At 46.5% G+C, this 22,844-nt stretch carries 16 protein-coding genes; 7 read left to right on the top strand and 9 right to left on the bottom strand.

The genetic code is table 11. From position 1 onward, the window contains the following. Positions 1–16: 16 nt before the first annotated feature. On the top strand, positions 17–418 hold the full coding sequence (locus MHM94_RS01020; RefSeq protein ID WP_138548215.1) for a response regulator: 402 nt from the start codon (positions 17–19) through the stop codon (positions 416–418). On the opposite strand, the gene MHM94_RS01015 is transcribed toward MHM94_RS01020, so the two are convergent. The 4 genes from MHM94_RS01015 to MHM94_RS01000 form a co-directional block, all read right to left on the bottom strand. Continuing rightward, the gene (locus MHM94_RS01015) at positions 387–1,055 is read right to left on the bottom strand and encodes a class I SAM-dependent methyltransferase (protein WP_235418361.1); all 669 of its coding nucleotides are present in this window, start codon (positions 1,053–1,055) and stop codon (positions 387–389) included. The genes MHM94_RS01020 and MHM94_RS01015 overlap by 32 nt on opposite strands. A gap of 78 nt (positions 1,056–1,133) precedes the next feature. Next, on the bottom strand, positions 1,134–4,796 hold the full coding sequence (locus tag MHM94_RS01010; RefSeq protein WP_235418359.1) for an AAA family ATPase: 3,663 nt from the start codon (positions 4,794–4,796) through the stop codon (positions 1,134–1,136). Then, positions 4,786–6,003: an exonuclease SbcCD subunit D C-terminal domain-containing protein gene (locus MHM94_RS01005; protein WP_235418357.1), complete on the bottom strand. Its 1,218-nt coding sequence runs from the start codon at positions 6,001–6,003 to the stop codon at positions 4,786–4,788. The genes MHM94_RS01010 and MHM94_RS01005 overlap by 11 nt, the downstream gene beginning before the upstream one ends. Before the next feature lie 69 nt (positions 6,004–6,072). Further along, positions 6,073–6,312 carry a hypothetical protein gene (locus tag MHM94_RS01000; protein WP_022943526.1) on the bottom strand — a complete coding sequence of 80 codons (240 nt, stop codon included), beginning with the start codon at positions 6,310–6,312 and terminating at the stop codon, positions 6,073–6,075. A gap of 356 nt (positions 6,313–6,668) precedes the next feature. Between MHM94_RS01000 and MHM94_RS00995 the strand changes: the two genes are divergently transcribed. The 4 genes from MHM94_RS00995 (at position 6,669) to MHM94_RS00980 (ending at position 11,155) form a co-directional block, all read left to right on the top strand. After that, complete coding sequence (locus MHM94_RS00995) at positions 6,669–9,095, top strand: M1 family metallopeptidase (RefSeq protein WP_235418791.1); 2,427 nt, start codon at positions 6,669–6,671, stop codon at positions 9,093–9,095. Then, entirely contained in the window at positions 9,095–9,583 is a 489-nt protein-coding gene (locus MHM94_RS00990) for a DUF6702 family protein (RefSeq protein WP_022943528.1), read from the top strand. The genes MHM94_RS00995 and MHM94_RS00990 overlap by 1 nt, the downstream gene beginning before the upstream one ends. A gap of 124 nt (positions 9,584–9,707) precedes the next feature. Continuing rightward, positions 9,708–10,310, top strand: coding sequence for an HAD-IA family hydrolase (locus tag MHM94_RS00985; RefSeq protein ID WP_235418355.1), 603 nt, complete (start codon positions 9,708–9,710; stop codon positions 10,308–10,310). 119 nt (positions 10,311–10,429) lie between these two features. After that, complete coding sequence (locus MHM94_RS00980; protein WP_235418353.1) at positions 10,430–11,155, top strand: YebC/PmpR family DNA-binding transcriptional regulator; 726 nt, start codon at positions 10,430–10,432, stop codon at positions 11,153–11,155. Positions 11,156–11,212: 57 nt separating this feature from the next. Here the strand turns inward: MHM94_RS00980 and MHM94_RS00975 are convergent, their stop codons facing one another. After that, positions 11,213–13,396 (bottom strand): malate synthase G, encoded by a 2,184-nt coding sequence (locus tag MHM94_RS00975; RefSeq protein WP_235418351.1) that lies wholly within the window; start codon positions 13,394–13,396, stop codon positions 11,213–11,215. A gap of 216 nt (positions 13,397–13,612) precedes the next feature. Between MHM94_RS00975 and MHM94_RS00970 the strand changes: the two genes are divergently transcribed. After that, positions 13,613–15,217, top strand: a complete 1,605-nt coding sequence (locus MHM94_RS00970; RefSeq protein ID WP_053909453.1) for an isocitrate lyase — start codon at positions 13,613–13,615, stop codon at positions 15,215–15,217. Between the two features lie 292 nt (positions 15,218–15,509). Here the strand turns inward: MHM94_RS00970 and MHM94_RS00965 are convergent, their stop codons facing one another. Beyond that, positions 15,510–16,106, bottom strand: coding sequence for a hypothetical protein (locus tag MHM94_RS00965; RefSeq protein WP_235418350.1), 597 nt, complete (start codon positions 16,104–16,106; stop codon positions 15,510–15,512). A 50-nt stretch (positions 16,107–16,156) separates the two neighbouring features. Continuing rightward, complete coding sequence (locus MHM94_RS00960) at positions 16,157–17,854, bottom strand: phosphate ABC transporter substrate-binding/OmpA family protein (protein ID WP_138548224.1); 1,698 nt, start codon at positions 17,852–17,854, stop codon at positions 16,157–16,159. A 130-nt stretch (positions 17,855–17,984) separates the two neighbouring features. On the opposite strand from MHM94_RS00960, the gene MHM94_RS00955 reads away from it, so the two are divergent. Further along, positions 17,985–18,131 (top strand): hypothetical protein, encoded by a 147-nt coding sequence (locus MHM94_RS00955; RefSeq protein ID WP_022943535.1) that lies wholly within the window; start codon positions 17,985–17,987, stop codon positions 18,129–18,131. A 9-nt stretch (positions 18,132–18,140) separates the two neighbouring features. On the opposite strand, the gene rmuC is transcribed toward MHM94_RS00955, so the two are convergent. Both rmuC and MHM94_RS00945 read right to left on the bottom strand, forming a co-directional pair. Next, positions 18,141–19,493 carry a DNA recombination protein RmuC gene (rmuC, locus tag MHM94_RS00950; protein WP_026110913.1) on the bottom strand — a complete coding sequence of 451 codons (1,353 nt, stop codon included), beginning with the start codon at positions 19,491–19,493 and terminating at the stop codon, positions 18,141–18,143. 170 nt (positions 19,494–19,663) lie between these two features. After that, a complete protein-coding gene (locus MHM94_RS00945) occupies positions 19,664–22,708 on the bottom strand; it encodes a DEAD/DEAH box helicase (RefSeq protein ID WP_235418348.1) in 3,045 nt (1,014 codons plus the stop codon). Positions 22,709–22,844 lie beyond the last annotated feature (136 nt).

Raw genomic sequence — 22,844 nt, 5'->3', positions numbered from 1 at the left:
GTAGGCGAGATACCAAGTGAAGATATTAGTCGTTGATGATATGCCGTTAATGCGCCATGTACTTATTAATATGCTGCGTAAACTGGACTACGACGATATCGTAGAGGCCACCGATGGTGAGCAGGCACTGTCGCTATTGGAAAAAACCCGGTTTGACTTAGTACTGACCGACCTCAACATGCCAAAGGTCAATGGCAAAGACTTATTTCTTACTATTCGCAAACACGATGACTGGGGTTATATTCCAGTCATCGTAGTGACCTGCGAAGATAAGAAAGAGGTAGTGACTGATATGATTAGCGCTAAGGTTGATGGTTTCATCATTAAGCCGTTTTGTTTAAACACGCTGAAAAAACAGCTTGAGCGCCTTAAAAAGTTGCATCACACTACGACTGACAACGTATTGCATAACCAGTAAAGCCTAGCGCTTTGAAGTAGCAGCGGGCGATACCATAACCACACTGTTCAAGTAGTTCAGCCAAACGCATACGATCCAGTGGGTAGAACTCATGCTCTAGATTGTGGCGCATACGTTCGACACCCGCATCACTTAACCCTAATTGCTGGCAAGCAATAAACTGCGCATCACGTTCAAACTGAGTTTCAGGCTTCATTAAATCAGCGAGCCACAACCATGCTTGGGGGGCTAATTGCTGGCGTATCGACTTTAATAACGCTGCTTTATCACCATTGTCTGCCAAGAAATGTAAAACCAATAGGCATAATGCACCGTCAAATTGTTGCTGTAATTGGCCAACATCACCACAATGGCATGTTACCCGCGCGCTTATTCCCGCTTCATCAAAGCGCTGCTCGGCTATTGCCAGCATATCAGCGGAAATATCCTGAGCCACAAAGTGCATATTGGGGTTTGCTTTGGCAAGCGCCACCACTTCTTTGCCTGTGCCCGCACCCACGACTAAAATGGACGCCGACGAGCTTAACTGAGCTTGGCATTGTGCTTGTGTGAGCTGATGCAACAACTCATAACCGGGCACTAGACGGCTTATACGCTCGTCGTAATTAGTCGCTTCTTCACCTTGAAAACTAGGCATAATACCTCCTTGATTTAATATCGACTACAGCGATGACTGTGTTCATTAGCATAGCGCAAGCACATGAACTAAGAATGATTATTCACACTCCACCACAGAGTAACCACCGGGGCGTTTGCGTACCTTCACCTGCGTTGCGACACGTTCAGTAAGTTGCGGTATGTGCGATATCACCCCGACTTTGCGGCCCTGCGCTTGCAGGTTATCAAGTGCATCCATAGCAATGCTCAATGTTTCACTGTCCAATGTGCCAAACCCCTCATCAATAAACAAGGACTCAATTTTGACCTTATTGGACGATAGCGACGCCAACCCTAGGGCGAGAGCTAATGACACTAAAAAAGATTCACCACCGGAGAGGGTATTCACGCTGCGTTGCTCATCAGCCATATCGTGATCAATGATAGCTATATCGAGCGTGCCCGTAATACGAGTAAGACGGTAGCGCTTCGACAAGGCGTGTAAATGTTGGTTAGCGTAGCCAAGCAATATAGCCAAAGTTTGGCTTTGCACTAAGTTTCGCAATCGCTTCCCTTGGGCATCACCTAGTGCGCTGTTTAAGGTAGTCCAAGTAGCAAGTTGCTGTTGTAGCTCTTTCAACTGCTCTCCTTGCTCGGCTAAGCGTTCGACGTTTTGCCGATGATTTTCTAGTCGTGCACCGAGTAAGGTTAAGGCTTGCTGACTGTCATCGAACTGCTCATCCAATTGCCGCTTTTGCGCTTCAAGCTCTGTTAAATTTTTGTCCGGACGGCTTTTTACTAACTGTTGTAAGCGACTCTCACTGTGTTCTAGCTGAGCCTGAAAACGCACTTTCGTTTGCTCTAATGTTGCATGCTCAGTGAGTACTGCTTGTACTTGTTGCTTGTCTTGAGTTAGTAAATTTTTGATCTGCTCAATTGTTAAGGCCTCATCAAAGGCTCTGTAGTCCTGGTACCAGACATCAAAGGCTTTTTTTAACTCTTCAATGTCTTGTTGTAACTGGGAACAATTTTTTACTAAGTGCTGGTATTCACTTTGCTCTTGCTCATACCGGCGCTGCTGCTGCTGACACGCTGCTTGTTGCGTGTCTAGTGTCTGCTGAGCCTTTTCGATGGACTCTTCCAGCTCCTCTAGTTGCGCTTTGGGATCTTGCCCATGAGCTATAAGAGTACTGCGCTCGGTTAGTAAATGAGTGATCTCTTGTTCTTGCATTTGCAGTTGCTCGCCCAGCTTTTGCTGCTGAGATTGCAGTGACTCTAGCTTAGTAAAAATCTGATCTCGCTGCTGATTAAGCTGCGTAGTCTGTTGTTGGGCCCGGGCGTACTCATTTTGCAGCTGCTCAAATTGCTGTTTTTGCTCAACCAATTGCTGCCAAAGTCGCGCTAACTGATGCAGACTATCTTGCCACCAAGGCGCTTCACTGAAGTGCTCTCGCAGCTCTGCGATGCTCTGTTGGCATTGCTGCTGCTCAGTTTCAAGTTCGTAAGCAAGACGCTGCGTTTGTAGCTGCAGTTGCTGACGTCGCTGTTCACAGCTTTGTAATTGCCCCTGCAATTCGCCGCTGTTTTGTTGCTGAACCTTTAACTCAGATCGTAATTTTACTAACTGTTGCTCTAACTGTTCCAACTGCTGATATTGCTGTTGGATATCCGCAATGGGCTTAGTAAAATCCTGATCGCTAAGCTCATCAAGGGGTTTACCTTGAATAAAGGGCTCTAGCTGCTGCGCGAATTGTTGTAGCTGCGACTTCAGCTGTTGCTCAGTAGCGCTGACATTATCAATTTGTTGCTGTGCTAACTGGATCTCGGTTTGCAAAGCATGCCGCTTAGTATAATGCTGATCCAGATTCTTTTGAGCCGTTGCGTAAGCCTGTTCAAAGTCCGCTAATAACGCAGCAAAAGCATGATTATTGTCATCATTTTCTGCAAAAGGATGATGTTCAGAACCACACACCATACAAGGCTCACCACTTTTAAGCTGAGTACGTAAATGCGTGATCTGCTCGCTTGCACGCAGTTTAACCTGCTCATAAGCCTGGCGTGCATGCGACAATTGCTGCTCTAAAACTGAGTGATGTTGCGAAGCCTCATGCAGCTGTTGTTGCTTTTGTTCAAGCTCTGCATGAAGAGATTGCTGTTGATGACGCACAGTTACAAGCTGACGGTTACTACTATGCCATTGTTGAAAACGCTCCAAGGCCTGTTGCCATGTGCCTAACTGACGCTGAAGCTCAGTTGCAGAAAAGGCTTCAGGCTGCGGCTGTAAACTTACTATTTGCTGCTCAAGTGCTTGTATCGACTGCTGGAATGTGATGTTTTCTTCATTGAGTGTGGCAAGGCTTTGATCAAGCTTCGAAAGCTCGTTATTAGATGCCTGTAACTGCTCGTTTTTTTCTTTATATGTAGCATCATAACTATTAATACGCTGCCAAAGATGATGGTAATGAGACCAATTTTTTACTAACTCAGCGAGCCAAGGTTGTGATTCTAATTGCGTCGTGTATTCATCAAGGCGTCTATTACTTTCATCCACTTGTGCAGCGAGGTTTTGGCTTTGCTGCGTCAATTGCAGCTGCTGTGCGCTCGTCTGTTCGAACTCAGAGCGTTTTGCCGCGAGCACCTCCTTCTTTTGTGCAATTTTTACATCCAGTGCCACGGCGGCATTGAGTTTCTCTTTGCGCTGCGCATATTGCTGTTGCGCATGGCGCAGCTGTTGTTGTGCTAATTGCTGCTGCTGTTCGCCGTGTTGCCATACACTTTTAGCATCACTGCGTATTAGCTCTTCTTGGCGTGTTTGCTGTTGCGCCAAACGCTGTTGCAATCGTGCTGTGGAAGTAAGGTTATCTTCAATTTGCCAACATTGCTTAACTCGCTGAGCCTCTCTCACCCTGGGTTCTAATCGCTCTAGGCTGTTACTCGTAGTTTGTATACGCTGTTGAAGGTCTGCGATTTCATGTTGTAACTGTTGCTCGGCTGTGAACCATTGGAGGTGTTTGGCAACCTGTTCTCGTCGTTTTTGGCATTGTTGCTGCTGCTCGATATACTGATGTTGCTGCTCGTTAAGCTCCTGTAATTGTTGCTCATCGAGAATATCAACCGCATCCATAGAAGCCTTAAATGCCTCGACGTCATTAAGCTTGGCTTTGTAACCAGAATACACGCGCTGACCTACAACGGAGTACTTTTGTGTACCACTTAAACGCTCAAGCAATACTGCTCGCTCATCGCCTTGCGCACGTAAAAAAGCAGAAAACTCGTTTTGCGCTAGCATCACCGCACGCGTGAACTGCTCGAAATTAAGCCCAACTAACCGCTCAATGGTTTTTTTTGTCTCAAGTTTACCATCACTGACCAGCTGCTCTTGCGGCATAAGGTACAGTGCATGAGTGGGTGCTTGTAATTTACCGTTTGGTTTTTTACGTGCTCGGGTCACTTGCCATAGGGCGCGATAATGAGCGCCATCGATAGCCACAAAATCAACTTTGACCCATCCTATACCGGTACCACGACGCAATAGGTGGCGCGGATCATTGAGGCGCACATTGTCGCCATTAAAGTCTACTTTTTGTGTGCTTTCATTGCTCAACCGGGCGGTTTTATCATATAAGCCTAAACACAGCGCATCCAATATAGTGCTTTTTCCAGCCCCTGTGTCACCAGTTATGGCAAACAAACCAGCGTCACGCAGGGGAGGGCGGCTGAAATCGATGTCTGCATCTAATAATGATGCTAAATTATGAATTTGCAGGCGATTAATCTTCATTATTCCCCTCCTGCTCAACATCCTCAACTAACTGCGCAAACAAATCTTTAACCTCGTTGGTAATATCGTGATCTTCAAGCTCATCATGCTCGTTGACGGCTTCACTCAATAAGTGCGCAGCGTCTAGGCGCTCTACTTGCGATAAGTCTTGTAGTTCAAGTTCATCGTTTTTACTCTCCCGTTGCGAGCGCACCCGTTCCACGCCACAAAAAAGTAAATCTTTGCCTTGAAGTGCATGCTCGATTTGCTCGCGAAAGTCGGTGGCAAGCTCTTTACTCGAGAGGCGAACGCGAATGTACCCTTGCTCATCATCAGGGCCGGGTAACTGCCGAACCTGCTCACATACTTGAGCTAGCGGCAGTAGGGTAGCCTCGGGAACAAGGTGTAATTGCCGATGCCGAGGAATGTAAAGGGGGTTGACACTTTGCAAGGCATTATCTTGTACCTCTAACAGCAAAACTTGGTGATGATATTGACGTTCCGAAAACGACATCGCGAAGGGCGTGCCACTGTAACGAATGTATTCTTTAGCGTTAACACTTTGCGCTTTATGCAAGTGGCCGAGGGCAACATAACAGGCTTGGGGCGGAAAAACATCAGCGCCGATGGCATCTTCACCGCCAATGACTAAAGCGCGCTCTGAGTCTTCGCTGACAGTGGCACCCCGAGCATGTAGATGGCCCATGGCGATAACATTGGAGTCGTCCTCAAGCTGACATTGCTCAAGCATAAGTTGGTAGGCCTCTTTGACCGCCTGAGCATAACTCATTTGTGCATCAGGGATATCACTGGCACGCAGATAGGGAAGGGCAAGAATCGCACAGTGCTGATCACCACGAGTAATGTTAATGACACTCAACTCGGGGCGCTGAAAATCAAAGCGACCGACTACATGAGTGTCAAACTGTGCCAGTAATGGCTGTGCTGTGGTAATGCGTTTCGCACTATCATGATTACCGGCAATAATCACTATATGTAGGGTAGGGCAGGCCGCCTTAGCCGCTTTAACAAATTCATAAAGCTGATTCTCCGCTTGTGTTGGCGGAGTAGCGGTGTGATAGATATCGCCGCTAACCAACAATACGTCAACAGCTTGGCGATTTAATTCACCAATAAGCCAGGTTAGAAAGGCGTGATGTTCTTGCACTCGAGTATGCTCATAAAAAAGCTGACCCAAGTGCCAATCAGAGGTGTGGAGTAAGCGCATCAGTACATTAAGTTATTTGCTATTGCGCCCACTATAGCATGGAACAGCACGCGTTTAAGCGTGCTGGTGTCAGTGTGTTACTTGCCACCAAGTAACTATAATAACCGGTATTACTATCGCTAATGCGGTTAAAGGCAAACGCATATTTCGCTGGTATTTCGCTTTTAAACGACGAATTGCGGTGTTTTCATCACATGCTGCCACTTTATCAATGTAAAAATACCCATTATCTAAGTATTGTTTACAATGCTGCTCATTTGCAGGAATGGCTATTAACTCGTCTTTCTTTTTGAGGACATAAAAATCCATAGCACCACCAATTTTATACCTTGCTATGTGAGCGAATTGAGTGAACTTCCTATCGCTTACTTTATGTTTCAGCCCAGTCAAAGCACGACTTGTTAGGCTGATAATCCTTGTTTTTATTGTTCACGAATTAAAAAAGTGGGGGATTCTAAAATTAATTAAAATGCAATTGCAACCTTTAATGGGAAAATCCCACGAAAAAAACTGGAAACCCCCTTTACAGATAATAACTACAGCATTTTTTATACCACTTTTAGCATTAGATTGGTCGCGCTTGTATGCACTTCATCGCGTCTCAGTTGCAGCATTTGGCTACTTTTGCAACAGTGTCACAAATAGCAAAAAACACTGTGTTTATGATGAATAAAAATAATAAAACCTTAGTTCTGCTTGGGGCGCTCACTTTGATTAGCCAAGGGGTGATGGCCAATGTAATGCAAACCAAGGGGAATTTCGAAGATAAGTTTCGCCAACTAGACGAGTCCCTGCCTACTGCAAATAGCTACCGAAGTGCCGCTGGCGCCCCGGGGGAAAATTATTGGCAGCAGCAAGTGGATTACGATATAGACGTCACCCTAGATGAAAAAGCACGACGTTTGAGTGCCAGTCAGCGTATCGAGTACACCAATAACTCTCCGCACACCCTGCGTTACTTGTGGCTCCAGCTAGATCAAAATATATATAAGGCAGACTCAATTGCAGAGCGCAGTAAAACCTTCAAGTCTGGGCTTGAGGCTCAGCCTGTAGGTAAACCCAGTAAGCTGAGCTTGTCGGCCCTGCGACGCATGCAATTTCTCGCCGACAATGAGCCGGGGTTCGTGCTCAGCAATATCAAAGATGAGGACGGGGATGATCTCAAAGCCACTGTTGTCGACACCCTTATGCGCGTCGATTTAAACCAGCCTCTGAGACCTGGACAAAGTACCGAATTGAGCATGGACTTTGCGTTTAATATTGTTGAAGAAGACGCCGTGGGCGCTCGCAATGGCTATGAACACTTTGAAAAAGACGGCAATGACATCTTTTTGTTAGCGCAGTGGTTTCCGCGTTTAGCGGCTTACACCGATTATGAAGCATGGACCAATAAAGCATTTTTAGGGCGTGGCGAATTCACCCTAGAGTTCGGTGATTATGATGTTGAAATTACCGTGCCGGCAGATCATATCGTCTCCGCGACTGGTACCCTGGATAACCCAGGCTCGGTCCTTAACCGCACCCAGCGCCAACGCTTAGAACAAGCAAAAAATGCTGAGCGTCCGGTCTTTATCGTGACCGAAGAAGAGGCGTTAGAGAACGAAAAAACAGCCACACAAGAGACCAAGACTTGGCGTTTTAAGGCCGATAATGTACGCGACTTTGCGTGGGCATCATCACGAAAATTTATGTGGGATGCGAAAGGCTATCATCAAGGAGGCGACGAACAACCGCTGGTGATGGCGATGTCGTTTTATCCAAAAGAGGGCGGCGACCTGTGGAAAAAATACTCCACCGAAGCGGTGATCCATACCATGGAGGTTTACTCTCGCTATTCATTTGATTATCCATATCCGGTCGCCCAGTCAGTAAATGGTCCTGTAGGCGGCATGGAGTACCCGATGATCACCTTCAACGGGCCACGCACGGAGTTGCGCGATGACGGCTCTCGCACATACTCCCAAGCAGAGAAACGTTTTCTCATTGGTGTTGTTATACACGAAATTGGGCACATCTATTTCCCCATGATCGTTAATTCAGATGAGCGTCAATGGACTTGGATGGATGAGGGATTAAACAGTTTCCTTGACGGGGTTGCTGGACGCGAGTGGGATCCAGATATTCCTTGGGGAGTAGAGCCTCGCGATATTGTCGAGTACATGAAATCTGAACATCAAGTGCCGATTATGACACAATCAGACAGTGTGCTGCGCCTTGGGCCCAATGCCTACACTAAGCCAGCAGCGGCCCTTAATATTCTCCGCGAGGTAATTTTAGGGCGCGAGTTATTTGACTTTGCCTTTAAAGAATATGCCAACCGCTGGAAATACAAACGACCCACTCCCGCTGACTTTTTCCGCACCATGGAAGAAGCCTCAGGTGTCGACCTAGACTGGTTTTGGCGAGGCTGGTTCTATAGCACCGATCACGTCGATATCGCTTTAGATAAGGTATACAAGCTGCGTTTGGATACCATGAACCCAGATGTCGACTTTAACCGCCTGCGTGAGATTGAGAAAAATAAGCCGACATCATTGTTTGTTGAGCGCAACAAGCGTGAGGGCCGTGACTTGTGGATAGATAAGAACCCGGATGTACGCGACTTTTACGACAGCAACGATCGCTTCACCGTGACCAACAAAGAGCGTAATGCCTACCAAAAGATGCTCAGCAAGCTAGATCCCTGGGAGCGTCGCACCCTAGACAGAGCAGTAGCCGAGGACAACAACTATTACGTGATGCAATTTAGCAACGTGGGCGGCCTGGTTATGCCCATTTTACTCGAGCTTAGCTACACCGATGGCACCACAGAGCAACGTTACATTCCAGCCGAAATCTGGCGCCGGAATGCCAAACAGGTGGAAAAGCTGATAGTGACCGATAAGGGTAAAGAAATTGCCAGTATAGCCGTCGACCCGGGCTGGGAAACCGCAGATGTAGATGTGTCTAATAACTATTACCCACGACGTATCATGGAATCGCGTATCGAGACCTACAAGCGTAAGAAGAGCAAGGCTAAGGTCAGTCGCGACATCATGCACGATATTAAAACCGAGCTCAAAGAGGCTAACGAAGAGGAACAACAGCCATAATGCGTATTATCGTGCTTTTATCGGTGCTGCTATTTAGCAGCGCCAGCTTGGCTCACCAATTAAAAAACTCGGTGACCACCGTGCTGTTCAATCAACGCACTGAACATATTGAGCTGATGCATCGATTTTATCTTCATGACACAGAGCATGCCGTCGAAGACCTATTTGGCAATCAAGCTGATATGTTAAAGCATGCAGATGACCAACAAAAATTTGCCGACTATGTAGCCGAACAAGTGGCGATAACCGACCCCAACGATCAGCCTTTGCAGTTGAGCAATGTTGGCTTTGAAGTGGATGGTAAGTTTTTTTGGGTGTACCAAGAGGCAGCGATGCCAAAGCAGCCGCTAAAGGGCCTGAAAATGACACACGGGGCACTACATGAACTGTGGCCTGCGCAAATTAATATGGTCAATATAGAGGGCAAAGGCAAAGTGCGAACTTTGTACTTTGAACGCCAGAACCAGTGGCATAGCGTTACCTTCTAAGCGCTTCCCCCAACCAGCGTGCACATCAGGGAAGATGTCGATGTGCGCGTTTTTTCCTGCTATGGTTGCGCTTATAGCGGTGCAAGGTCGTATCATTGCAACCATATAGTTTACAGGAAATACAATGCCAAGCAGCAAGCCTCATTCTCTTAATGGCGTCATTTTTGACATGGATGGCACACTATTCAGCTCTATACTGAATTTTGCTCGCATCCGTGAACAACTCAACTGCCACGCTGATATCGATATTTTAGACTTTGTTAGTACCTTGGATAGCGAAGGGCGGCAACGAGCAGAGCAAGTGATACTCGACCACGAACTTGCCGATGCACAGCAATCTCAATTATTACCAGAGGTTAAGGCAGCAGTGCAAAGGCTACACCAAGCCAACATTCCGATGGCCATCGTCACCCGTAACTGTCAGCAAGCAACGGCGATCAAAGTAAAACGTAACCCTTTGCCAATTGAGCTAATTTTGACCCGTGATGATGCTCCCGCAAAACCGGACCCCAGTGCACTGCTTCACATTGCCGAACGATGGCAGATAGCGCCAACCGAGCTAGTGTACGTAGGTGATTATAAATACGATATTGAAGCGGCGCGCAACGCCAATATGCGCGCTTGCTTATACGCGCCCCAAGCGCTTCCTGATTATGCACATCAGGCTGATCATATCATTCGCTGTTTCAGTGAGTTGCCTTCACTCTTCCCAAATTATGTTAAATAGCCTCATTTAAAAAGTTTGACCAACAAAGCAGCACTTTTATGTAAACATGGCACTAGCCCAATGTGCTGCGAGTTGTTAAAATCCAGTGAGGAAATAAATTCAAACTTGAGAGATTGAAAATGGGCAGAGCGTTTGAAGTTCGTAAAAACGCCATGGCGAAAACAGCCGCGGCAAAAACAAAAGTAAACTCAAAATACGGTAAAGAGATATACGTCGTTGCAAAAAATGGCGGTGCTGACCCAGATGCAAACCTTTCTCTACGCCGTTTGATTGATAAAGCTAAAAAAGATCAAGTACCCGCTCACGTAATTGATAAGGCGATAGAAAAAGCAGCCGGTGGTGCGGGTGAAGATTACTCTGCGGCACGTTATGAAGGGTACGGTCCAGGTAACTGCATGGTTATTGTAGACTGCCTTACTGATAACCCTAATAGAACCATTAAAGACGTACGCTTACCGTTTACCAAAACCGACTCCAAGATCGGCAACCCAGGTTGCGTTGCGCACATGTTTGATCACCTCGCCATTTTGGGTTTCGAAGGTGATGATGACGAAGAAGTGTTAGAAGCGCTAATGATGGCTGATGTTGACGTCATAGATGTCGAAGTAGAAGACGGCAAAGTATCTGTATTTGCCCCGCATACCGAATACTTCAAAGCGAAAACAGCACTTACAGAAGCATTTGCAGGCATTAACTTTGATGTTGACGAAATTACCTTTGTGCCACAAACACACATTGAAATCACCGACGAAGATGATATCGCCAACTTTGAGAAGTTTATGAACATGTTGGAAGATTGTGATGACGTACAAAATGTCTATCACAACGCCATTGTTAATAACTAATAGCGTTAATAAAAAAGCCGGCTAATATGCCGGCTTTTTTATTGCTGTAAAGGCCCTTTACATCGACGCTTGGCGTTCTTTGAACAGTCGGCGGTAATGATGCAAAAGCGGCTCGGTATAGCCATTGGGCTGTGATCTGCCTTTGAAAACCAAATCTGTCGCAGCTTGAAACGCTAAGCTATCAAGCAAACTTTGTTCACTATCAGCCATATTTTTATACTGGCTATCGCCTGCGTTTTGCTCATCAACCACCTTAGCCATACGCTTCATGGTTTTCAGGACTTGCTCTTCGGTGCAAATACCATGGTGCAGCCAATTAGCAATATGTTGACTAGAAATCCGTAATGTCGCGCGATCTTCCATTAAGCCGACATTATTGATATCGGGCACTTTTGAACAACCAACGCCTTGCTCTACCCAACGCACAACATACCCCAAAATACCTTGAACATTATTATCGAGTTCGAGCTGAATATCTTCGCTGCTGAGTTGTTGCTGATTATCAATCGGCGGTGTGAGTAAGTCTCTAAAGGACTGCTGGCTTTGTGCTGATAATGTTTTTTGCTGCGCGAATACATCAACATCATGATAATGAAGGGCATGTAAGGTTGCGGCAGTCGGGGAGGGCACCCAGGCGGTGTTGGCACCCGATTTCACATGGCCGATTTTCTGCTCCATCATTAACGCCAGTTTATCTGGCATTGGCCACATGCCTTTACCTATTTGTGCTTTACCACTTAAGCCACATTCTAGGCCAATACTAACATTGCGTTTCTCGTAGGCATCTATCCAAGGCTGAGCTTTAATTGCCGATTTTGGCAATGCCGCACCGGCCTCCATAGCGGTATGAATCTCATCGCCGGTTCTGTCCAAAAAGCCGGTATTAATAAAGACCACTCGCTGTTTCGCTTGCGCAATACAGGCTTTCAAATTCACCGAAGTACGCCGCTCTTCATCCATAATCCCCATTTTCAAGGTATTGCTAGGAAGGGCTAATAAAGCCTCCACTTCACTAAATAGCTGCGCGGTGAAGGCCACTTCCTCGGGGCCGTGCATTTTAGGCTTAACGATATAAATACTCTGAGTGCGCGAGTTAGCTAACTCGGAGCGGCTGTGATATTCGGGAAGCGCGCACAAACTAGTAAAGACCGCATCCAATATGCCTTCAAATACCTCGTTACCATCGCTGTCTAGTATGGCGGGTGTTGTCATCAGGTGACCGACATTGCGAACAAACATTAAGCTTCGGCCATGAAGGGTCAGCGACGAGCCATCTAACTTAGTAAAATGTTGATCCTTATTAAGGCGCCGTGTCTGAGTTTGCCCATCTTTGGAAAATTCGCAGCTCAAGTTTCCCATCATCAGCCCAAACCAGTTACGATAAACTTGTGTTTTATCCTCGCCATCAACGGCAGCGACAGAGTCTTCACAGTCCATGATGGTGGTTAGAGCAGACTCGAGTACGATGTCTTTAATGCCAGCTTTGTCGTCGCGGCCGATGCGGTTGTGTGGGTCGATAGCGATAATAAAGTGCAGGCCATGATGACAAAATAGCAACGCAGTCGGGCGCTCAGGTTGCCCCTGATAGCCAATCAACTGCGAGGGCTCAGCGAGGGTTACTTGCTGAGAGTCACCCAAGATAACCACAAGCTCGCCATTGTTTATCGCATATTCGGTACTTTCAATGTGTGAGCCGCTTTTGAGCGGTAACGCTTTATCTAGGAACTGTCGCGCATAGGCCATGACCTTAAAGCCGCGCACAGGGTTGTATTGGCTCCCTTGCTCTGCGCCTTCTTCCTCACTGATCACATCGCTGCCATACAGTGCATCATACAAGGAGCCCCAACGGGCGTTGGCGGCGTTTAGGGCAAAGCGTGCATTACTCACTGGCACCACAAGCTGCGGTCCAGTCATGCGCGCGATTTCATCGTCTACACCCTCGGTTTCTACGCTAACCTGCTGTGGTTGCTCTAGCAAATAACCGATGTCTTTTAGAAACTGGGTATATTCATCATGGTTATCTTTAGTATTTTTCTGATAATAACCGTCAATGTGCTTCTGCAAACTATCCCGCTTCGCCAGTAATGCCTTATTGATGGGAGTAAGGCGCTGAATGATATCGGCCAAACCCGCGAACAGGCGTTCAGTATCGAGTTCCGTGTGCGGCAGGACTTGCTCAGTTATGAATTGATAAAGCTGAGCATCAATAGCCAAACCGCTGTGAGAGATGCGCTGGGTCATGTGCGTTTCCTTTAAACGAAGAAGTTAGTCATTTCACTGTAACTGAAAAAGCGCTGATGTGAACCCAAATCTCATTCACTAAAAATATAGCCACAATAATAACTATAAATTTAATAAATCAACCCAATTCGTCCTAGGGTAAAAATACAACGCACCGAGCACTCTCACATTGGCTTTGGGGCAATTAAACAGTTACCCGTTCAAAGGATACCTATAATGACAAACTACAACGCACACATCGACACGTTAAGCAGCCTTCGTCAGAGCAACCTACCGCAGTGGCAAGGGATTAATTCGGAATATGCAGCGCGTATGCAGCTTCAAAACCGTTTCAAAACCGGTCTCGATATTGCCAAATACACCGCTAAGGTGATGCGCGAGGACATGGCCGCTTACGACGGTGATTCAAGCCAGTACACGCAATCCTTAGGTTGTTGGCATGGGTTTACCGCGCAACAGATGATGATGGCCATTAAACGTCATCAAAAAACCACTAAGCGCAGCTATGTCTATCTTAGTGGCTGGATGGTGGCAGCATTGCGCTCTGAGTTTGGTCCATTACCGGATCAAAGTATGCACGAAAAAACGGCGGTGCCTATGCTTATTGAAGAGATCTATACCTTCTTAAAACAGGCCGACGCCCGTGAACTTGATCATCTATACAAGGCATTGGACGAGGCCAAGGCCCAAGGTGGCGATGTTGCAGCTATCACCGCACAAATCGACAACTTTGAGACCCATGTGGTGCCCATTATTGCCGATATTGATGCCGGCTTTGGTAACGAGGAAGCCACCTACCTATTAGCGAAGAAAATGATAGAGGCCGGTGCCTGTGCAATTCAAATTGAAAATCAGGTATCCGATGCTAAACAGTGCGGTCACCAGGCCGGTAAGGTAACGGTGCCCCACGAGGACTTCTTGGCCAAAATCAATGCGGTTCGATATGCCTTTTTAGAGCTGGGTGTTGATGATGGCATCATCGTTGCGCGCACCGACTCATTAGGTGCGAGCTTGACCCAGAAAATTCCAGTAAGCAAGGAAGCCGGAGATCTTGCTAGCCAATACTTGAGCTTCTTAGATACCCAACCTATTTCTGGGGGGGATGATCTGCTAGAAGGTGAAACAGCCATTAAGCTCAACGGTCAGCTATGTAAACCGGTGCGCTTAGACAACGGCTTATATCAGTTCCGCGCCGGTACGGAAAAAGACCGCGTAGTACTAGACTGTGTCACAAGCTTACAACATGGTGCCGATTTGCTATGGATTGAAACCGAGAAGCCGAATGTAGAGCAAATTGCGGAGCTGGTAAACCGCGTTCGCGAGCAAGTTCCTAACGCTAAATTGGTGTATAACAATTCGCCTTCATTTAACTGGACGTTGAAGTTCCGTGAGCAGGTGTATAGCCAATGGCAACAAGATGGCCGCGATCTAAGTGCTTATCCAGACCCAAGCCAAGATCCTAAAGTGCTTATGGATGCGAGCCTCGATGGCTCAGAACTAGCCAAAGAAGCGGATCATTATGTGCAAAACTTCCAGCGTGACGGAGCACGAGAGGCGGGTATTTTCCATCATTTGATCACTTTACCCACCTACCACACAGCGGCGCTCAGCACCGATATTCTTGCTGAAGGGTATTTTGGTGACTTAGGTATGCTTGCCTACGTGCGCGATGTGCAACGCCAGGAGATTCGTCGAGAGCAAGCCTCAGTGAAGCACCAAGACCTAGCGGGTTCAAATATTGGTGATACCCACAAGGAATACTTCTGCGGCGAAAACGCACTCAAAGCAGGCGGCGAAGCCAATACCATGAACCAGTTCTAAACCAAAAGGTGTGTTGCCAGTGAAAGGGCCGTTATCGGCCCTTTTTTTGGATCAGCATTTTACTTAGTGCAAGCAAGGCGATGTTCATCTCCCCAAGGGGAGCTTTATTAAAGAGGTTACTGGGCCTTTACAGCGGTATAAACCACTTTTTTACCAACTGTATTGAGCTTTATTTCTATCACAAACCACATTTTTACTAACTAAACGACAGGGACAAATCACTTTTTTACTAACTCGAGGTATAAAAAAACCGCCTAAAAGGCGGTGCAAAACTGAGTTAACTTGCCTGTTCTTATGCTTGTTGGCGACGCAGTGGAACGACTTGAGCCCCTTCATCTACGACTTCATCCTTTGGGTCTTGTTGCTCCTCAACTAATGAGTTCAAACGATCACGCACGCGCTGAGCATCACTCTGTTGCTGTGACGCAGCTTGATTTAATCGCTCACGGACAGCGTTAATACGCTCTTGTTGAGGGTCTTTAGGCACCATAGCTTCTACCGACACACCTTCTTGCGCCATCATCGCAGCTAAATCTGCAGAGGGCAGATTTAAAGCTTTAGCAGCAATCGTAAATGTCTCTTTGCAAGCAACCTGCTCAGCCAAGCTCAGCTTGGCTAAGGTGGCTTTGAGTTTGTGATAATCTAAAAAGAGTTGTCCGAGGTGACTCTGAATCACGGATTCACTCGCATCGGTATGCGGTTTTTTAACACCCGCTATCGCGTCTTTGAGTAACCCTTCTTCGCGCATACGGTTAAGAAGCGTATCGGAAGGTAGCTTTAAGTCGGTAAAAACCTGATCTAAATTGCGTTGTACACGCATGGCTTCAACCATACTTAAGCGGGCAAAGGCGCCGGTAAGATTATAGTGATCCGTTAATATGGCAAACATATCCCCTCCTAAATCAGCAACTAAAGTAGCAGCTATCGATGACAGAATAATTACAACACCCACACCTCAACGCGACGATTACGTTCTCGACCTTCTTTGCTTTGGTTGTTGGCAACAGGCAAAACCTCACCAAACCCTTGGGTGTCAAAGACCGCCACACCGCGAGCGGTGAGCTCCTGCTCTACAGAACGAGCACGCTGCAAAGATAATGTTTTATTGCGCCCTGCATCCCCGGAGTTATCAGAGAACCCCATTAGTATTACGCGCTTTTGGGCATGACTTTCAAGGTAATCGAGCAAACGTTGGAGGTCGCGCTTACCTTTGTTATCCAACTGACCGCTTCCATGCTCAAAACGAAACGTCAGTGATAATCGCTGACCTTGTTTAGCATACTGCTTATATACCGTGGGCGCTTCAGTCATTGGCTGCACTTGCTCAACATGAATATTCTGCGAAATAAGACCCGTATCGGAGACTATCTCTTGCCCGGCATAAGAAATGGCATACTGAGCAAAGTTCTTGATAAACATCGATGCCGTGGTCGGTGTATACACGTAAAGTCGACGTGCTAGCGCGTAATCTTCAGTACCGATAGTAAAGCGAGTAGGGTAGATGGGCGCTGTTTGAGCTCCCTCAGAGACCGCAATTGCCTTATTGTGAAGAATGTAGTTCAGCCCTATAAAACCGATGCCGTACTCATCTTGTGAAACCTTTTGAGATAACACTGAGCTTGACTCAAAGCGCTGGGCAAGCGGACTTAACTGCGCCTGATGCTTTTTAAGCACTAAGTTTTTAAAGGTGTCCCAGGTGCCAGACTTGGCGTCTCGAGCATATAGATTAATGGCCTCAGAAGGGCCTCCAAGCTCACGCCAATTGCTTATTTTACCGGAGAAAACCGCAGCTAATTGCTGCGTTGATAGGTGGCTGACTGGGTTATTTTGATTAACGATAACGGCTAAGCCATCAAGGCCAATAATGTGCTCATTGCCTATTTGGCTGAAATCACCAAAACGCGCTTTAAGCTTATCGACTTCTTTGCTTTTAACTTTGCGTGAAGCCATTGCTAAATCTGCTTTGCCGGCTTCAATGTCTGCGAAACCAGTGCTTGAGCCATGCGCATGCAACTCGATGTAATATGGCTTGCTATCGAGCTGATAGTGCAGTTCTCTTTCGACGCTGACTTCGCCTTGACGCCAATTAAACTGCTTTGCCCCGAGCTCCTTTAGGTAGCCCTCGAGTAAGGCTGGAGCAAGCTTTTCACCAATGGTGTTGGAACCGTGAATACGAAATGCTAGTTGCGCTGGCTGTTGCTCTTTCTCTTGAACCCTGCCATTGTTGGTAGGCTGTTGAGCTGTGTTGACTTGTGTTGGTGCCGCTGGCTTCGAGGCCATGGCGATGTCAGGCTCTTGGTTGACGTAAAAGGTATACCCTGTGGCGACGAGCGCAAGAACGACAGCTACCCCAGCAAAAATAAGTGACAGCGGCGTGGTGGTTTTATCTTTGCTGACTTGTTCGCTTGCGCCAGTGCTGGGTGATGCCCCTTGCTGCTGTTGCATATCTTGCATAGCGGCTATGACGGCACTTAACTCACTATCTCCCAATAGGCTTAATTCATTGAGTACCAGCTTCCGATAACTCTCATCAGCGATAAATTTTTCCGAAGCTATTTCGATCCCATACTTATTTTGCGCTAAGCTTTGTAATTGCTGCAGGCGTTCGATAAAGCCCTGAGAATGATGCGATGTCATAAAAAACCTAAGTCATTATTTTTTGCGCATAGCTTAGGGTTCTAAGATGACAGTTTCATGAATTGTAAAGGGGGTTTACGAACGCTGTGTATCACCGTTATCACTTACTTCAGTCATATAGGGACGTGTTATGATGAAGATATCTGGATACTTATTTATCGCCAGCGCAATCGCTTTTGCTGGCGCCGCATTCATTGGCAATATTCTCTCTTTGTTTGCAGTATCTGCAGCCTTTATCGCTTTAGGAATTACACAAATCAGAAAAGCGCCACATTGACTCCTGTCTTTATTGAGCTTGTTGTAGCTCAAGCTCAGCCTTTTCACGTAGCTCAGCAGGTAGCTCTTTTTGAACAGCAACGCCTAACTCTTTGAATTCATTGGCTTGTTTTATAAGATTCCCCTTGCCGCTATAAAGTTGAGAAAAGGCTTTATCGTAAGTTTCTTTGGCTTTGTCGAGCTGTTTACCTACACCGTCCATTGATACCAAAAAGCTGTTGAGTTTCGCGTAAAACCGCTCTGCACGTTTGGCCAGTTCTTGCGTATGCTTCGATTGATCTTCAAAACGCCAAAGCTGTTTAACAATATTCAAGCTGGTAAGTAAGGTTGTCGGTGTCGCAACCAAGATGTTGCGTTCAATGGCGCGTTGATACAAATCAGGCTGATACTTCAGAGCTTCAACATAGGCACTTTCGATGGGCACAAACATAATCACCACTTCCGGGGAGTTCAGTTGCTCCAAACGATGATAATCTTTACTTGCAAGCTCGTTGATACGCTCGTTCATCGCTTGCACATGCTCAGCCAAGGCTTGGTGAGCTTCAATATCGCTATGAGCGTTAACGTATCGGGTATACGCATTTAGAGACGTTTTGGCATCGACGATAATATGGCGTTGTTGTGGCAAATAGACCACCACGTCGGGACGGAAGCGACCTTCTGGAGTATCAAAGCTCGCTTCGCGCCGATAATCCTCATTGAGGCGCAGTCCAGCGCTGTCTAAAACGTTTTCTAACATTAACTCACCCCAGTTACCCTGGGTTTTCTTTTGCCCTTGTAAGGCCGTAGAGAGACGCTCAGCTTGTTCGGTAATAGATTGATTGAGTTTTTGTAGATGTACTAACTCGGCTTTAAGTGCTGCTCGTTGTTGCAGCTCTTGCGAGTGGATATGCTCCATTTTATCTCTGAAACCTTTTAACTCGCCTTGTACTGGTTTTAATATCTGCTCCATACTCTGCTGATTAAGGCTTTTAAACTGCTGTGATTTATCCTCAAAGACTTGTTGCGCGAGCGCGCTAAATTCTTGCTTTAGTTGGTCTTTAGAATCCTTGACTAACTGCAGTTGCTGCTCAAAGTGCGCTTCTTTTTGCTCTAGCGTCGCCTTCAATGACTCATAACGGCCATGAACAAGGGTTAACTTTTGCTGCAGTTGCTGCGCCTCCTGACGCTCTCGTTCTAAACGATTATCTCGTTCGCCAAGCTGCTGCTGATGATATTGCTGTTGCGCTAAAAGCTGTTGCTGTGTGTGCTCATTGCGCTTTTTATAGTGTGATACCCTGACCCCCAAGAACAAGCAAAGAGGAATAACAAAGGCGAGGGAACCTAGGCTCAGTAATGCTGTAGTGGAAAGTGACGCGAACATACCTTTCTCGCAAAAATAATGCTGTTGGCTTGATAATAGCAAATCCCAGACAAAAAAAAGCCAGCTAAATCAAAGCTGGCCAATTCATAATAATCAGGGAAATCAACATAGGGTGCTTGTCTAACAAGCATAATAATAGAGTCTGGCGACAGCCAAAAGTTCAAAAGAAATTATGCTTTTTCTTCATTTTGTAGATTAAGCATTTCAAGCAGTTGATTATCATCAATTTTTTTATCTACCAACAAACTCGTATTTAAGAACTCATCAACCAAGTGACGCTTTTTATCTGCCAAAGACATCACTTGCTGTTCCACGGAATCGGCAATAATTAACTTATACACAAAGACGGATCGATCTTGACCCATGCGATGAGCGCGGTCCGTTGCTTGATGCTCTACAGCGGGGTTCCACCAAGGGTCGAAATGGATCACTGTATCGGCGCGGGTTAAATTTAAGCCACTGCCGCCTGCTTTAAGGCTGACTAAAAACACGCGTTTATGTCCTTGTTGAAACTCGTCCACCTGGTGCTGGCGGTCACGAGTTTGACCGGTGAGCATCGCGTAATCAACCTCTAAGTCGGTCAACTGCTTGGCAATTAAACGCAGCATTGAGGTAAATTGACTAAAGATAATGACATGATGATCCTGAGCGAGCATATGTGGTAAATGCGTGGCTAACCACTGTAGCTTCGCACTGCTGGCTTCGTGCGCGTCATCAACTAGCTGCGGATGGCAACAAATTTGACGAAGTTTCAAAAGTGCATCAAGGAACTGTAACTTACTTTTCCCCACCCCCTGGTGCGCCACTAAATGGGCGAGTTTATCGTGTAAAGAGCGGTGATAATTGTGATAAACCTGGGCTTGTGCGGGTAACATATCGAGCTGTTTTACCAGCTCAGTTTTGCTAGGTAGTTCGCAGAGCACATCTGCTTTCGCTCGGCGCAGCAAATAAGGTCTTATAGCCTCTTGCAGCGCTACTAGCCCATCAGTGGCTTCGAGAAAGTTACTTTTGAACTGAGCGTCGCTGCCTAACAGTCCGGGCAAAGCGAAATCAAATACCGATTTGAGCTCTTGCAAATTGTTTTCAAAGGGTGTGCCGCTGAGTGCGATTCGTGTTTGGGCCTGTAACTGCTTGGCCTTGATGCTTAACTGTGACTGCGCGTTTTTTATCGCCTGCGCTTCGTCTAACACCACAGTGTTAAATTGCACACCGTGATAAAACGCAAAGTCACGTTTAAATAGCGTATAGGTTGTGACAATAACATTCTTACAATTTAGCTGCTGTAATTGTGCGGTACGGTTGTGTCCGATAACCACATCGACATCCATATGCGGACAGAAGCGTTGAATTTCGTTGTACCAATTCGCGACTAAGCTCGTTGGGCACAAGACTAAGTGGGGCTTTTGGGTATTTTCTAAGGTGCTCAGGAAGGCGATAACCTGCAATGTTTTACCTAGCCCCATATCATCCGCTAATACCCCACCTAAACCTTGTGCAGCGAGCAATTGTAGCCAATTAACGCCTGAGTGTTGGTACTCTCGCAAAGTAACACTGTGATGTAACTGCGGCTTTTTCAGCGACTTCAAGGTGGCCGGAGCGAGCAACTTTTGCAACTGAGTATCCACTTGCAACTCAAATGATTGTTCTTGTTGTAGTTGCTGATAAAGACTGCGAGGAAGCGTACAGTGCGGCTGATGTTTGCCACGAGCAAAGCGGGCAAGATACTGCCTTATACATTCAGCAGTGGCAGCAGTAATAGTAAAGTAACGTTCCTCTACTGCAATAAAATAATGCTGTGTGGTATAGGCTGGCACCGACTGCATTTGCGCTAAGGTCAATGGATAGTCCTTAGCGCGATGTTTAATAACAAACTGCACTTCTAAGCGATGGCCGTGCAACGCATTTACCTGGGCGATAATGCGCGCTGAGGTGGTGTTCTTCACATCAGCTTTGGGGAGGCCTGTCACTGTACCGCCCAGCGCCTGCACTTGGCTATTCAATTCAAACAGCCACTGCTGTTGATGTAAGCGCGAACGCGGAATGAATATATACTCGTCTTGTAAAGGGGCTTTACATGGTTGCAATCCTAAATTTTGCAGTGCGGTTATCGCTGGCGTTCTCTCCTTTGCCACTAGGCGGACTTTATAGGGCACCTGGGCAGTTAAAAATTGCAGATTAAAGTAAGGTGTTAACTTTTTTTTTTGATTCACCAAAGTTCTCAGGTGAAGCGTTTTCATTAGTCGTTTAGCCAGCTCGTCGACTTCACTGGCTTCGGCCTGAGGAAAGCGTGCTAACGCCTGTATTTGCTCTGCACTAAGGTGAGTTTGCAAAGCATGAACCTGGTGTTCCGCAGTATTAACGTAATAAGGTGGGGAGGTCGGTAATACCCGCTCGGCGTTGAAATTAGGATAATTTGCGCGCAGCTGAGCAATATCATTCTTAACCTGCCATTGATAACTAAGCGCTATAGGCTTACCCAGTTGTAACGGCTGACGCTCCTTTTCAAAAAACAGCTGAGCGTTACTCAGTAGCTGCAAAAGTGCTCTTTCACCCCACTGGGAGTGAAGGGTTAACTTGCCAGGCTGGTTTTGTGAGCGGATCCAAGAAAACAGCCGAAAGTCTTGCTCACATACCCCTTTAGGCGTCACTTGGGCGTGGCTTTGTTGTTCGGTTAACGCTCGCCCTTGGGTGTATTCATTATCTTCATTTAGTGCCGCGATTTTAGCCGTCAAAGTTAATTGCTGATGATGAGGATGTAGTTCAAAGGCAATTCCGTGATTTTGCACATCAGACGCAGAGCCATCACTTTTTATCTCATTAAACCAGTCTTCGATACGGTATTGATGAGCATAATCACCTTGGCTTTGTAACTTCAACTGCAGTAACGCCGAGGCCACGTGCTTACAACGGACTTTAGCATCACAACTGCAGTGCGCTTCAACATCAGCGACTTGGGCTGTGACATTGAGACGAATCTGCTGATCGTAGGTGGTTCCATCGTCGTCCATCACTTGGGCATCGATTTGCGTGTAGTCATCGTTTGCCTTTACCCACAATACTTGCTCATCTCGCAACATTTGCTGAGCACGACTGTACACACCTTTGGTGAATAATCGTTTTAATGCCAATTCGGAAAGTGGAAATGTAAACTGCTGTTGCTCATTCACTTCAGCAAAAACAGCCAATAAATCCTCTTTGGTTAACGACGACGCCATGGACCTACTCTGGAACTCAAATATGCCAGTATATCGCCTTTAAAGGGAAGGAAAAAGTATGAACTAGTGAGGAACCTACAAAATAGGTACAAAGGTTTAAAAAAGTAAGCCCCGATTGGAGCTTACTTATACAGAA

Source organism: Pseudoalteromonas sp. CNAT2-18.1 (assembly GCF_022347865.1).
In the GTDB taxonomy this organism is placed as follows: Bacteria; Pseudomonadota; Gammaproteobacteria; order Enterobacterales; family Alteromonadaceae; genus Pseudoalteromonas; species Pseudoalteromonas ruthenica.
This window is presented reverse-complemented; position numbering and strand designations above follow the sequence as displayed.

Coding starts and splice junctions, on each gene's coding strand:
- MHM94_RS01015 (WP_235418361.1), bottom strand. CDS start 1,055: ATGCCTAGTTTTCAAGGTGAAGAAGCGACTAATTACGACGAGCGTATA.
- MHM94_RS01010 (WP_235418359.1), bottom strand. CDS start 4,796: ATGAAGATTAATCGCCTGCAAATTCATAATTTAGCATCATTATTAGAT.
- MHM94_RS01005 (WP_235418357.1), bottom strand. CDS start 6,003: ATGCGCTTACTCCACACCTCTGATTGGCACTTGGGTCAGCTTTTTTAT.
- MHM94_RS01000 (WP_022943526.1), bottom strand. CDS start 6,312: ATGGATTTTTATGTCCTCAAAAAGAAAGACGAGTTAATAGCCATTCCT.
- MHM94_RS00995 (WP_235418791.1), top strand. CDS start 6,669: ATGAATAAAAATAATAAAACCTTAGTTCTGCTTGGGGCGCTCACTTTG.
- MHM94_RS00990 (WP_022943528.1), top strand. CDS start 9,095: ATGCGTATTATCGTGCTTTTATCGGTGCTGCTATTTAGCAGCGCCAGC.
- MHM94_RS00985 (WP_235418355.1), top strand. CDS start 9,708: ATGCCAAGCAGCAAGCCTCATTCTCTTAATGGCGTCATTTTTGACATG.
- MHM94_RS00980 (WP_235418353.1), top strand. CDS start 10,430: ATGGGCAGAGCGTTTGAAGTTCGTAAAAACGCCATGGCGAAAACAGCC.
- MHM94_RS00975 (WP_235418351.1), bottom strand. CDS start 13,396: ATGACCCAGCGCATCTCTCACAGCGGTTTGGCTATTGATGCTCAGCTT.
- MHM94_RS00970 (WP_053909453.1), top strand. CDS start 13,613: ATGACAAACTACAACGCACACATCGACACGTTAAGCAGCCTTCGTCAG.
- MHM94_RS00965 (WP_235418350.1), bottom strand. CDS start 16,106: ATGTTTGCCATATTAACGGATCACTATAATCTTACCGGCGCCTTTGCC.
- MHM94_RS00960 (WP_138548224.1), bottom strand. CDS start 17,854: ATGACATCGCATCATTCTCAGGGCTTTATCGAACGCCTGCAGCAATTA.
- MHM94_RS00955 (WP_022943535.1), top strand. CDS start 17,985: ATGATGAAGATATCTGGATACTTATTTATCGCCAGCGCAATCGCTTTT.
- rmuC (WP_026110913.1), bottom strand. CDS start 19,493: ATGTTCGCGTCACTTTCCACTACAGCATTACTGAGCCTAGGTTCCCTC.
- MHM94_RS00945 (WP_235418348.1), bottom strand. CDS start 22,708: ATGGCGTCGTCGTTAACCAAAGAGGATTTATTGGCTGTTTTTGCTGAA.